Source organism: Thermosipho sp. (in: thermotogales), from assembly GCF_020054775.1.
GTDB lineage: Bacteria > Thermotogota > Thermotogae > Thermotogales > Fervidobacteriaceae > Thermosipho > Thermosipho africanus.
Genome location: NZ_JAIHAP010000018.1, coordinates 1 through 13,388, shown reverse-complemented (window position 1 = coordinate 13,388; position 13,388 = coordinate 1). Strand labels below are relative to the sequence as shown.

General features: G+C 30.6%; 13 protein-coding genes. 7 read left to right on the top strand and 6 right to left on the bottom strand.

Going from position 1 to position 13,388, the window contains the following annotated elements:
* Nucleotides 1-3: 3 nt before the first annotated feature.
* The 7 genes from rpoD to JG780_RS04715 all read left to right on the top strand — a co-directional run bounded on the left by rpoD (nucleotide 4) and on the right by JG780_RS04715 (nucleotide 9,167).
* Nucleotides 4-1,119: an RNA polymerase sigma factor RpoD gene (gene rpoD / locus JG780_RS04745; protein WP_012580140.1), complete on the top strand. Its 1,116-nt coding sequence runs from the start codon at nucleotides 4-6 to the stop codon at nucleotides 1,117-1,119.
* 46 nt (nucleotides 1,120-1,165) lie between these two features.
* Complete coding sequence (locus JG780_RS04740; protein ID WP_287569381.1) at nucleotides 1,166-3,730, top strand: ABC transporter permease; 2,565 nt, start codon at nucleotides 1,166-1,168, stop codon at nucleotides 3,728-3,730.
* A gap of 119 nt (nucleotides 3,731-3,849) precedes the next feature.
* Nucleotides 3,850-4,059 carry a 50S ribosomal protein L28 gene (rpmB, locus tag JG780_RS04735; RefSeq protein WP_004101622.1) on the top strand — a complete coding sequence of 70 codons (210 nt, stop codon included), beginning with the start codon at nucleotides 3,850-3,852 and terminating at the stop codon, nucleotides 4,057-4,059.
* A gap of 330 nt (nucleotides 4,060-4,389) precedes the next feature.
* Entirely contained in the window at nucleotides 4,390-5,484 is a 1,095-nt protein-coding gene (gene alr / locus JG780_RS04730; protein ID WP_287569380.1) for an alanine racemase, read from the top strand.
* Complete coding sequence (locus JG780_RS04725; protein ID WP_004101615.1) at nucleotides 5,481-6,494, top strand: 3'-5' exoribonuclease YhaM family protein; 1,014 nt, start codon at nucleotides 5,481-5,483, stop codon at nucleotides 6,492-6,494. Before alr ends, JG780_RS04725 begins: the two co-directional genes overlap by 4 nt.
* 1 nt (nucleotide 6,495) lies before the next feature.
* A complete protein-coding gene (topA, locus tag JG780_RS04720) occupies nucleotides 6,496-8,598 on the top strand; it encodes a type I DNA topoisomerase (protein ID WP_287569379.1) in 2,103 nt (700 codons plus the stop codon).
* 77 nt (nucleotides 8,599-8,675) lie between these two features.
* A complete protein-coding gene (locus JG780_RS04715) occupies nucleotides 8,676-9,167 on the top strand; it encodes a chromate transporter (protein WP_287569377.1) in 492 nt (163 codons plus the stop codon).
* A 416-nt stretch (nucleotides 9,168-9,583) separates the two neighbouring features.
* Here the strand turns inward: JG780_RS04715 and JG780_RS04710 are convergent, their stop codons facing one another.
* From JG780_RS04710 to JG780_RS04685, 6 genes are all read right to left on the bottom strand, one after another.
* Complete coding sequence (locus tag JG780_RS04710; protein WP_287569376.1) at nucleotides 9,584-9,832, bottom strand: DUF5320 domain-containing protein; 249 nt, start codon at nucleotides 9,830-9,832, stop codon at nucleotides 9,584-9,586.
* Nucleotides 9,832-10,083 carry a DUF5320 family protein gene (locus JG780_RS04705; protein WP_287569375.1) on the bottom strand — a complete coding sequence of 84 codons (252 nt, stop codon included), beginning with the start codon at nucleotides 10,081-10,083 and terminating at the stop codon, nucleotides 9,832-9,834. Before JG780_RS04705 ends, JG780_RS04710 begins: the two co-directional genes overlap by 1 nt.
* Before the next feature lie 169 nt (nucleotides 10,084-10,252).
* Nucleotides 10,253-10,738: a polyhydroxyalkanoate synthesis regulator DNA-binding domain-containing protein gene (locus tag JG780_RS04700; protein ID WP_114702747.1), complete on the bottom strand. Its 486-nt coding sequence runs from the start codon at nucleotides 10,736-10,738 to the stop codon at nucleotides 10,253-10,255.
* Between the two features lie 40 nt (nucleotides 10,739-10,778).
* A complete protein-coding gene (locus tag JG780_RS04695) occupies nucleotides 10,779-12,011 on the bottom strand; it encodes a hypothetical protein (protein ID WP_287569374.1) in 1,233 nt (410 codons plus the stop codon).
* Nucleotides 12,012-12,024: 13 nt separating this feature from the next.
* On the bottom strand, nucleotides 12,025-12,783 hold the full coding sequence (locus JG780_RS04690) for an outer membrane lipoprotein-sorting protein (protein WP_004101586.1): 759 nt from the start codon (nucleotides 12,781-12,783) through the stop codon (nucleotides 12,025-12,027).
* The coding region (locus JG780_RS04685) for an MMPL family transporter (protein WP_287569373.1) at nucleotides 12,780-13,388 on the bottom strand (609 nt) is incomplete at its 5' end. The genes JG780_RS04685 and JG780_RS04690, both read right to left, overlap by 4 nt.

Sequence of the window (13,388 nt, the reverse complement as noted above, 5' to 3'; positions counted from 1 at the left end):
CTGATGGCAAAGAAAAAAACTGTAGATTCTTTAGATTCAAAAATTGAAAAACTCATAGCTATTGGAAAAGAAAAAGGCTTTGTTACGTATGAAGATATTGACAAGATGTTCCCGCCAGAAAAGGCAGATGAGTTTGATGGAAATGTATTAGAAAAAGTCTACGAGGAGCTTGAAAAAAATAATGTTGCAATTACTGAAGAAACTACAAACGATGGAATTGAAGATGTCACTTTGGAAGATTTTTTAGAGGAATCTCCAAAGTTTTATGACAATATGGCAACTAAAGACTTAATAAAGATGTATTTAAAAGACATTGGAAAAATCCCACTGTTAAGTCAGTCAATGGAGAGAGAACTTGCAAGACGCGCACAACTTGGAGATGAAAGGGCAAAGCAAAAATTGGTAGAATCTAATCTAAGGCTCGTTGTAAGTATAGCTAAAAGATATGTTGGAAAAGGTCTTTCATTTTTGGATCTTATACAAGAAGGTAATGTTGGCCTTTTAAAGGCCGTTGAAAAATTTGATTGGAAAAAAGGTTATAAATTCTCAACTTATGCAACATGGTGGATCCGTCAGGCAATTACTCGTGCAATAGCGGATCAGGCAAGAACTATAAGGGTTCCGGTACATATGGTAGAAACAATAAATAAAGTCCAAAAGATAATGAGAGAGTATTATCAAGAGCATGGAACGGAAATACCAATTGAAGAACTTGCAAAATTAATTGGAAAACCTGTAGAAAAGGTTGAGGAAATTCTACAAGCAGCAAAGGAAACAACTTCTCTTGAAGCACCAGTTGGTGAAGATGATGATTCAACTGTAGGAGACTTCATCGCAGATGAAACAATAGCTTCACCAAAGAAAGAAGCAATGAGAATGCTAATACGTGAAGAAGTAGATAAAGTTCTTGAAACATTAAATGATAGGGAAAAGTTGGTCCTTAAAATGAGGTATGGCCTTATAGATGGAAAAGCAAAAACCCTTGAAGAAGTAGGACAATATTTTAATGTTACAAGAGAAAGAATTAGACAAATAGAAGTTAAAGCTTTAAGAAAACTAAGACATCCTTCAAGAAGTAGATATTTAAAGCTTTTATTCAAAATGCTTGATGAATCATGAAATTTTACCGCACATATTGTGCGGTAATTTATTAGGGTGATACGTTATGATAAAAATAGCCTTTAGAAACTTCTTTTCAAATTTTAAACTCTCTTTGCTTGTAATACTTGGAAGTATGATCGCAACAATGTTGGTTGTTGGAGCTCTTTCATTGAACGATTCTGTTGATAGCTGGTTTAATTCTAAATTAAGAAATAATTTTGGAAATATAGACATTGTTGCAAAAGATAAAAGTGATACATTCTTTTTTCCAAAAACACTAAATGTAGAACAAGTAGAAAAATATCTTAATAAATATAAAAATGAAGGTGTTGTAAGAGATTTTGTCTTTACCTATCTAGTCTCTTCAAGAATAAAACATAATGGCAATTTTTATGATATCTTTGCCATAGGTTATGATGAAAAAATAAAAGAATTTTCAAAAAAAGATATAGATGGAATCATTTTATCTAGCGATCTTGCAAAAACTCTAAACATAAAGCAAGGTGACACAATAACAATCATAACTCCAAGCGGAAGTAAAGAATTAAAAATTGATCACATCGGACTTGAAGAATTTAACTTCCGTGGAGAAACTGGTATGACAAATGGTAGTATTTTTATTCCAAAAGACTTGATGTTGAGTCTAAGAATGTACACATATAACGCTCCAAACACAGTCTTTATATCATTAAATCTTGATTTAAAAAATCATTTAGAATTTTCTGAAAAGCTCTCTAAAGACCTTGACCTAAGAACCACTCCAACCAAATATAACTTGAAATATTCACCATTAAATAAAGTTATAGGTTACCTATTTCTTAGATTCAGCGGATTTTCTATACTAAGCAGTTTTTTATTCATATCAAACTTTTTCGGTGTACTTGCTGAAGATAGAAGAAAAACTCTTGGAACCTTACGAGCATTGGGACTTTCAAAGAAAAAAAGTGGAATTATCCTTTTTTTGGAAGGATTGATGTATATAATCTCTTCTTCAATTGTTGGAGCACTACTTGGAATTATTTTTGGTAGGTATTTGCTTTCCTTTGTAAATAACCTTCCAAATATTGCATCATCAGACACAACTATTGCTGAAAAAATTCCATACGTGATAACATATAAATCTATTTTTCTTGGAATTTTAATTTCAATTATTTTACCAGTAACATTGTTAATTACTAGAAGTATTTCATTTTCTAAAATTCCACCAGTCGTTCTTCTCTCTGAAGAACAAATACTACCTAAAAAAAGATGGATATTTATATTAGCATTTTTAATCGTTGTAGCTTTCTTTTTTATTAATCCACTTTATTCACTGTCTGTGCTAATAATCTTGATATCTATTTTCTTTAAAAAAAGTTATGTACAACTTCTTGCTGGTGTCCTTTCCATTCTCACCATTTACAACAAAATAGGGACTGGAGAAAGATGGGATTATCTTGCAAGATCAGGAATATTTTTAGCGGCAAGTGTAGTAATAATATTTTCCATTCTTCCCTTAATAAAAAACGTTATTAGAAAATTTTATAGCCTTTCAAACATACTTGCAATTTCATACATTGAAAAACAAAAAATGAGAAATTACATAGTATTTTTTGTCTATGCAATAATAACTCTTGTAATACTTTTAACAGCTGTTATTCCAAGCAGCGTTTTTAATTATGTGGACAAAAAACTTGATAGTGGAATTGTAGGCTATAACTTTTTAATTATAGAAAACCCATTAAAAAGCTTTTTCAAAACAGATTACTACGAAACAGATGAAAATTTTAAATCAATGTTTGAAAACCTTGTAAAAATACAACTTGTAAACGCAAAACTTGATAATAGAAATCTTACGATTATACTTGCAAAAAGTGGCATTGAAAAATCTTTAAAAATTGAAAATGTAAAAATTAATGACTTATCTTTAAAGGAAGGAATAGCAAATAAAGAAATCTTTTCTAAGGATTCAACCTATACTTTTTTGATAAAAGGAATACTACCAGGTATAAGTGCCAGATTTTACGAAAGCTTTAAAGTAGTCGATACTTTTGATCCCAAAAATGTTATAGTCCCATTCGATGGAATATTTGTTTACGACAAAAAGGTTTCTGGAGCTCTACAAGGATATGCCGGAGTTGTAAAAGATGAATACGTAAGTCAAGCTAAAAATACAGTATATGAAAAATTCGATGCTCCATTATATGTTACCGAAGAGCTTAATAAAGTATTTTTGAGTATAAAATACTTTATAAATGTTGCAGTACAACTATTTTATTTTGGTTTTATAAGTGGTTTTTCTGGACTTACAATTCTTAGCCTAAAGAATGTATATGAAAGAAAAAGAATAATTGGATCTCTAAAAGCTTTGGGAGTAAATAGAAAAACTATATTTTCATTCTTTATTACCGAAGCATTTTTAATAGTTACTATTGCTATATTAACAGCAATAATTACAACATTTTTCATTACCATGGATTTAACTACTATGATCTCAAGTGAATTACCCGATTTTTCAATAACTATCCCATGGATTCAAATTATTGAAATAATCGCAGGTATTTACTTAATTACAGGTATATTTACAATTTATCCTGCAAACCTTGCACAAAAAATAAGTCCTGCAGAAGCTATAAGGTTTTTTGATTAATGAAACACATTTTTTACATTAAAAAAATTGACACAGTAAAAACAAAAGTGTAAAATATAGTTTGTGTCAGAGTATATAATTAATAATTATTAAATAGAAGAAGAAAGGGGAGGAGCAAAATGGCAAAATGTCAAATTTGCGGAAAAGGACCCGCTTCCGGAAAAAACGTATCACACTCAAACAGAAGAACAAATAGATGGTTCAGACCAAACTTACAAAAAGTAAGAGTCTTAAGAGAAGATGGAACAGTAAAAAGAATGTGGGTTTGTACCGACTGTCTAAGCGCAGGAAAAGTAAAAAGATACGTCAGCAAATCAGTTGAAGCATAATGAAGCGGGGGGACCCGCTTTGTTTTTTTTGTATAGACTAGCTTTAATCATAATATTTATTATTTCAACACTAATTGTTGCCTACCTTTTGACTCTCCCCATCAATATTATCCCCTTATTGTTAATTGCTTTTTCATACTCAGCTATATTAGTACTTTTTTTAGAAGCAATAACTTACAAGTTTGAAATAGATGATAAATTCATTATATTTAAAAGTATCTTTTATAAAAAAAGATTTGAGATAAGTAAAATAGAATCTTTTCAGATTTCATTTTTTTGTGTTAAAATAAGGTCTGAAGGAAAAAAATACACATTTTTACCATTGGGGGGATGGGTACGGAAAGTAGAAGAACGTTTGCGGAAATAAATATAAATAACTATATTGATAATCTTAAATACTTTCAAAAAAAATGTAACCCGGCAAAGGTAATGCCAGTTATAAAAGCTAACGCCTACGGTCATGGTGCAGTAATGTTAGCAAAAGCTGCTGAAAAAATGGGAATTGATTACCTTGCAGTTGCATTTTTGGAAGAAGCTTTAATTTTAAGAAAAAATGGGATCAATACCAATATTCTCGTGTTTAACTATCTAGATAAAGACTTTGTCCCACTTGCAGCTGACAATAATATTACAATTACAATAATTTCAAATGAGCAGGTTGAAGAATATAAAGATTTAATCAAAAAACCAAAGGTTCATATAAATATAGATACCGGTATGAATAGAGTTGGAATTGAGCCAAAAGATGCTATGAAAATATACGAAAAATTAATTTCAAATGGTTTTGAAGTTGAAGGCATCTACACACATTTTGCTGTAGCAGATTCTTTAAAGAAAGAAGACATTGAATTTACAAAGAAGCAATATGAAAAATTTTTAGAGGCAAATTTACCTGTTAAAATAAGACACACAAATAACAGTGCTGCCTCTTTATCTGGAATCATATCTTGTGGCGATTATGTAAGAATAGGTATTGCAAGTTATGGCTTAATGCCAAGCAATCAAGTAAAAGATGAAAATTTAAAACCAGTTTTGACCTGGAAAAGTGTTGTATCTCACGTAAAAACACTTAAAAAAGGAGAAAGTGTGAGCTATGGACGAACTTTTGTCGCACCTTATGATATGAAAGTTGCAACCATACCCGTAGGATATGCAGATGGATACTGGAGACATCTTTCAAATAATGGTGAAGTTCTGATAAATGGAAAAAGAAGAAAAATTTTGGGAAGGGTTTGTATGGATCAATTTGTTGTAGAAGCAGATGATGAGGTTAAAATAGGTGATGAAGTAATTTTAATTGGAAAACAGGGAAATGAATTTATAAGTGCAGAAGAAATTGCTGATAAGGTTGGAACTATAAACTATGAGGTTACCTGCAGAATTTCAGAAAGGGTGCCTAGAATTTACAAAGGGGTGGAATTTTGAAATTACCTAAAGAATTGATTGAAAAATTTAGAGAACCTTATATCTCAGAACTTGAAAATTACATAAACTCAGAAGTTGAAACAATCGTTAAGGTAAAAAGTAAAAGACTTTTAGAGACAAAAAATGGGCAAAAATATTTACTTTTAACATTTGAAGACAAAACAGGCATACTTAGAGCTATTGATTGGTTTAATGCAGAAAAAAACGATGCAAAAATAAACGTTGGAAATGTTGTAAGGACACAAGGAAAGGTGGTAATATACGATGGAAGAATACAATTAAACATTTTAGAAGATTCAAATATCATTGTTCTAAATGAAGATGAATACAACATTGAAAGGTTTGTATCGGAATCTAAGATGTCCTCAGAAAGTGCAAAAACTAAGATTAATTATTTTATTGATTCAATTAAAAACGATACTTTAAAAAAATTACTAATTGAAATATTTAAAAATGATGAAAAATTATCAGAAGCATTTATGAGTGCACCTGCAGGGCTTAGAGTTCATCACAATTATGTAGGTGGTCTTGTAGAGCATAGTATAACAGTTGCTAGCATATGCGAAAATGTAGCAAAAATATACACGTGGCTTGATAGAGACCTTCTAATAACCGGTGCTTTATTGCATGACATTGGAAAAATATACGACTATGAAATATCCTCACATGGTATTGAACTAACACAAAAAGGAGAATTAATCGGTCACATTGTAAGTGGATTTGATATAGTAAAGGAAAAATTGAATAAAATAAATGCTAGCAGTGAACTTTCAGAAAAGCTACTACATATGATACTCTCTCACCACGGTGAATTTGAATGGGGTTCTCCTGTTCTACCAAAGACTCCAGAAGCTTATGTACTGCATATGATTGAAAACATGGATTCAAAATTAAACAGGATGTATAACATCAAAGAAAAAGAACTTGAAATAAATCCGGAAAAAACCTGGAGTGATTTTGATCCAAGTCTTGGAAGAAGAATATTATTAAAACACGATGAGAGGGGTTAATATGTCCAAAAAAAAGAAAGTGATCATAGTAGAATCACCAGCAAAAGCTAAAACTATTGAAAAAATTCTTGGAGATGAATATAAAGTTATATCTTCAAAGGGACATGTTAGAGATCTACCTCAAAAGAAATTTGGTGTGGACTTAAATAATTTTGAACCAGAATTTGAAATTATTCCTGGCAAAGAAAATGTGATTGAAAGTATAAAGAAAGAAATAAAAGGGAAAGAAGTGCTTCTTGCATCAGATATGGATAGAGAAGGAGAAGCTATTGCTTGGCACCTTTCACAAATCTTCAACCTTAAAGGAAAAAATAGAATAGTATTTACCGAAATTACTCCAAATACAATTAAAAAATCTGTGGAGACTCCCAGAGAAATAGATATAAAAAAGGTTAACGCACAGCTTGCAAGAAGAATTTTAGATAGAATCGTCGGCTACAAAATAAGTCCATTACTATGGAAAATAATCAAAGGAGCTATGAGTGCCGGAAGAGTTCAATCTGCTGCACTGAAAATAATTTGTGATAGGGAAAGAGAAAGATTCTTATTTAAACCAAAAGAATTCTACAAAGTATCTATTAATGTAAAAAAAGTTAAAGCAAATCTTTGGAGCATTAACGGGAAAAAAATCAAACAGGAAAATATAACAAAAGAAATTGCAGAAGATATTAAAAATAATGTAAAAGAGGTAACACTTTCAGATATAGTCGAAAAAGAAAGAAAGAAATCTCCTCCAAATCCTTACATTACAAGTACACTGCAACAAGACGCAGCTACAAAGTTAGGTTTTCCTGTTTCAAAAACAATGAAAATTGCACAAGCATTGTACGAAGGTGTTGATACAAAAGATGGACATCTTGCCTTTATTACATACATGAGAACTGACTCAACCCGTGTATCAGAAGAAGCAAAGCAAATGGCTCAAGAATTTATAGAAAAAAACTTTGGTAAAGAATATATTGGCGGCTCAAAAAATAAAAAGAAAACCTCAAAAAATGTTCAAGATGCACATGAATGTATAAGGCCTGTTAATCCAGAAATAACTCCAGATATTGCGAAATCTTTACTATCCAGTGATTACTATAAGCTATACAAACTAATATGGGAAAGATTTATGGCATCACAAATGAAAGAATCAAAATATAAAGAAAGGACATATATTTTTCAAAGTGAAAAATATGAATTTAGAACAACATATTCTCATCTAATATTTGATGGTTTTGAAAAAATATATAACTCTTCTAGCAAGGAAGAAGAAGAAATAGATCTTGAAAAAGGAAAAACATATAAAGTATCAAAAATAAATATTGAAAAAGATACTACAAAACCGCCTGCAAGGTTTACAGAAGCAAGTTTAGTAAAAACTTTAGAAGCAGAAGGAATTGGAAGACCAAGTACTTATGCTACTATAATTTCTACACTTCTTGCAAGAAAATATGTAAAAAAAGAAAATAAAGAGCTTATTCCTACATTACTCGGATTTACCGTAGAGGATTTTTTAACAAAAAGATTTCCAGAAATTGTTGACAAAAAGTTTACCGCATTAATGGAAGAAGAATTAGATAAAGTAGAATCAGGAGAAAAAGAGTGGAAAGAAGTATTGGATAATTTTTACTCCGAATTTTCAAAATACCTTTCAACCGCACAGAAAGAGTTTTACACTATTGACTATGAAACAGATTTACCTTGCAAAGATTGTAAAGAAGAAAATTACAAATTAAAAATCGGAAAGTACGGATTATATTTAAATTGTGAAAAATGCAAAACAAATAAAAGTGTAGATAATACAATAAATGCAGTCCTAATAGAAAACAAAATGTTCATTGCACAGGCACTTGAAAATCATGAAAATGAAACGGTTTCAGAAAATTCATGCCCAAAATGTGGTGGTCATCTACTCAGAAAAAAAGGTAGATATGGATACTACTTCAAATGTGATAATTGTGATTTTACAGTTTCAGGATATAAAATAGCCCAGGCAAAATGTCCAAAATGTGGTTCATTGGTGGTCATGAGAAGAAGTAAAAACGGTAAAACATATTGGACATGTACTAATTCAGATTGTGATTTTATGTCTTGGACAGAGCCTAAAAATGAAGAATAAAAAATACTTTCATCAAGAAATTCTCTCAAGCGGAGAGAATTTCTTTTTACTTAATTAACAAATGAGAGGTGTATAAAGTGCTAAGAGTTTTCTTAGAATTTGTAAAAATAGGATTTATAGCATTCGGTGGTGGTTGGTCAATTATTGGGATAATTAAAGATGCTGTTCTCTCTAATAATTGGTTAACTCCCGAACAATTCAAAGAAATACTTTCAATATCTCAAATGACACCAGGACCTGTAATGCTAAATACGGCAACGTACGTTGGGCTAAAAATGTACGGAATAACAGGTGCTATTTTAAATTCTATTGCAGTGCTTGTTGCACCTATTACATTTACAACACTATTTTTTATAGTCCGCGATAGACTTCCAAAAGAATTTATAACAGCACTTAAATTTGGTGTTATTTTTTTGATCTCCCTTACCTTCATATCGCTCCTTACAAACATAAGCAGTTTCTATCAAATTTTAATATCTATAGTTGCATTTCTTTTATTTACAAGAACCAAAATTGATCCAATATACGTAATTTTTATCTCTGGAATTATAGGTTTCTTCTTGTTTTAGTTTTCACAATAAAATGTTTTTTAAAACATAAAATTCCATTCTTTTCACAATGTTCCAAATACTTTTCAACCAATAGAAAAACTACTAGTAAAAAATTTATGTTAATTATACAACTTCATCAAAGATAACTCTATGAAATGCAATGTTATTGTAATTGGTTGCAGTCAAAAAAGATCTTGAAAAAGAAATTATACCCTGTGGTATTTCTTATATATTCTATATCCTATAAAAAGTAGAAAAATATTAAATGAGTATATAAAAAATTCAAGAAAAAAATATTTTGCTGCATCAAGATCTTAATTTGCTAAAACAACAGGCTTCAATAGTATACCAAAAGATGAATTTGTTACCTTATTACTTTGCTTTTTCCACTTAATTTGTTATTTTCATATCTAACCTACTATCTTAAACGTAATTTACCAATAAAACCTTCCAAAACCTCGACTTGCTCCTCTACCAAATCTGCCTCGATCATATCCAGCAAATCTGACATATCCTCTACCAAAACCTCTTCCATATCCTCTTCCATATCCGTAAAACCAACCAACTACTGGTTTAAACCAACCGTATCTTGGAGTATAAGGTGCATTTTTGTTAGAACATGGTCCCAATCTTCTTCCAACTGGTCCTGTTCCCATTGGTCCTGTGCCATCGAATCCTGGCATTATCTATCACCTCCTTGATAATTATCAAGTTCTCTTAATCTCTCTTCTACAAAACGCAATTCTTCTTCAAGATATCTTTTATAATCCATTAACATAGCTCTTTCTTCTTCAATTGAAGGCTCATAATAACCATAACCTGCTCCATATCCAAATCCTCTACCAAAACCACGTCCATATCCTCTACCAAATCCTCTCCCGTATCCCATTCCTCTTCCATATCCGCGTCCGTATCCACCACCATAGAATGGCATATACCTCACCTCCTGTACTGGTCTTACTATTTTCCATTATTTATTATATGATATTTTATTATATATGTCAAGTGCATATATATACATAAAAAATAAAATTTTTCCAATAACCAATTTTAAAATTATTTAAAGTCTTTTAAAAACAGATAAAGTAGAAATCTCAATTTTTTTATCCACTTTGACCTTCACACCTTTTCTTTAAAAGCTCATATTCCTTCTTTAATTTATCATACTCTTCTTTTGGGACAAAGCCTGTCGATTTAATCAATTCAATTATATCTTTTTTCATATTGTCTTCAAATTCGTTAAAATGTCTGATTACTGCATTTCCTAGTTCTTTTGCAATATCTGCAGGTAATACTCCTTGATTTACAAGATCAAGAAGTATTTCAATAAAATCATCAGTGTTTCCTTTAAATATCTTAATAAATCCCTGAATTAACTTTTCTACCATTTCTTTTTTTAAACTACCAAAAACTTTGCCCTTTATTCTTGCCTTCAAAAAAATTTCCTGGGTAATATCATTCCCCAGGTTATCAATAACCTTTACAGCTTCACCATTTTTAACAAAATTTGCAATATCGCTTAAAGTAATGAATTTTTTTATACTTGTATCATATAACTTTCTGTTTTTATATTTTTTAATTATCCTCACTGTATTCCCCCAAAAATCTGGGGGAGAACCCCCAGAAAGTTTAATAACTAACCTTTACACCGATCATCACTACATTTGTATCGCTATCATCTATTTTACTGTATAATCCTCTTGCAAAAAGTGCCGTATAATCATCAACATTATATGATCCTTCGTACATAACATCAATTTTTTCAGATTTCATGTTATATTTTACCATACCTTTTACACCAAATTCATCCTTTTTATAATCTCCATATACTGATATAGCACTATCATAATACTCAAAATCGTATAATCTTATGTATCCATCAAATCCTATAAGTCCTTGGGTTCCAATTTGATATTCTATGCCAAATACATTTTCTAAAACACTTGGCACTTTCTCCTCTATTTCCACTTCTCCTAATCCTTCAACTGGCAAATTAAATGTACTTTTATTTTCGGATTCAAAACCAGTGTAATTATGAACTATAAAACTGGTTGATGGTATTTGATAAACAAATGATAACGATGCAGTGTAAACAAATGGCCATTTAAGATGAACTCCATCTTCTAAAATTTTATCGACAACTAGATAATTTGACTTTTTATAAGCAAGCAAAACACCATAATCAACACCGAGTACATTTCCACTCCAATTTATGGCATAGGAAAAGTGATCTGCAAATTTTTGATCTTCAAAAACAACTGGTAATTCCCTACCCTGCATTAAATCTAAAATTTTCATTTTTGTTTCATCAGGCAAATTTGTTTTTACAGTATAAACATACGAAGCCGGAGTAGAAGATGGCAAACTTTCAAATGTCGAAAAGGTGTAGAGGCCTAAAGTTCCGTAATTTGTTGTGCAAGCATACTTTGCACCTGTAATAGAAAGTTTTTCACCTGCTAGGTAACTTCCTATTTTATCGTATACTTTAAAAACTTCAGAATCCACTAGTTTTTCAACAAATTTTCCTACCTTTAAATCTCCAAAATCTGTATAAGTCTCAACATACGCTTCATTTACATTTACAACTGCTAAAGGAACAAAAAATGACGCAGTAAAAAACTGTCCATCAAAGTATACATATGAATTATCAAATGTTTGATCAAACTTCAAAGAAGATTTTGTATAAAATGTTCCATCAAACTTTGTATCAGCACTAAACTTTACAGGAATGAATGTTAAACTGTTAGTTTCAAGTGAAAAATCGTTTCCGTCATAGTATAAATATCCACCTTCAAACAAAAGAGAATATGAAAATCCAAAACTTGCTAATATCACTAATAAAGCTAATACAACCTTTTTCATTACAAGTCACCTCCTAAAATTTTAATATTGGCTTTGAAATAGTCATAGGTGAAAAGAAACTTTCTGGTATACCTATGTCAAACTCTACATCATTTAAAATAATTTCAGTTTTAGTATTTTCCTTGATGTTGTTTGCCAATATCTTTGTTGGAACATTGTATCCTTGAATATTTTCAATCTTTTCAAAAGTTATAGTTTTATATTTTTCACCTTGCCAGTTAAAAAATTCGATATAGACAGGTATTTTAAGTTCTTTGTCTATCTTCATATTCAACTCTTTAAAATCCAATTCTGCATCATTATGTGTGATATGAAGGTAATAATATTTTTCATCCTCTTTTACAAGTTCTGCTTTATAATTTTTATCACTTACTTTGTAAACAAGTTCTATATCTTTGTATGTAAAATCTGATCCAGCAAATCTATCATTTTTTGCAGCTCCGCTTATTCTTTTTGTGGTTCTAAATGCAGGCATGTAAAGATATATGTTATCTGCACCTTTTACAAGTAATGTAAGTCTTTTATCAGAAACCGGTTTTTCAAAACGTATAATGGCATACACATCATCTTCACTCTTTTTGTAAAGGTATATAACAAACTGCTTTTCCTTTACTGTGCCTTCTTCATCAGTCATCTTCAATGTAAATACTGCTTTTTCATCTTTTACATTTTGATAGTTATCCTTAACCATATCCAATACTTGCTGTCCCGTCAGTGAAAAAGCAAAAATTGAAAAAACTAGTATTGATACAACTGCCCAAACTTTCCTCATGACTTTCTACCTCCTTTATTTATTAGTAAGAACGCTGATGATAAGAATAATATTGTAATAATTGCACTCAAGAGTAAAGTTATACCAGTTAATACTCCAAATTGTCTTAGCATTCTAATGCTTGAGAAAAAGAATGTAAAGAAACCAAAAGAAACTGCAAGCGCATTAAATAGTATCCCTCTTCCACTTGTATATATTGTCCTTATAATAGCAGTTTTAGAATCTTTTATCCTCTTACTTTCAATCTTGAATCTTGAAATAAAGTGAATTGCATAATCAACCCCTGCGCCAATCGCAATAGCAGCAATAGATATAGTTGCGGTATTTAACGGTATGTTAAACATTCCCATAAGTGCAAAATTAAAGAACACTGTAAAGATAGAAGGTATAATACCAATTACCCCAACTTTGAAGGATCTCATTTGAAGCAAGAGAAGTAAAAATACAACTAAAAGTGTAAGTAACATCGATTGATATTGATTTTTAAACAACAAATCACTAACATAAAGTGCTATCTCCTGTGCTCCAGTATGAACAGCACTATAGGTAGGTTGATCCGATGGGTTATAAACACTATCTTCTGCAACAATCTTTAAATATTGTTC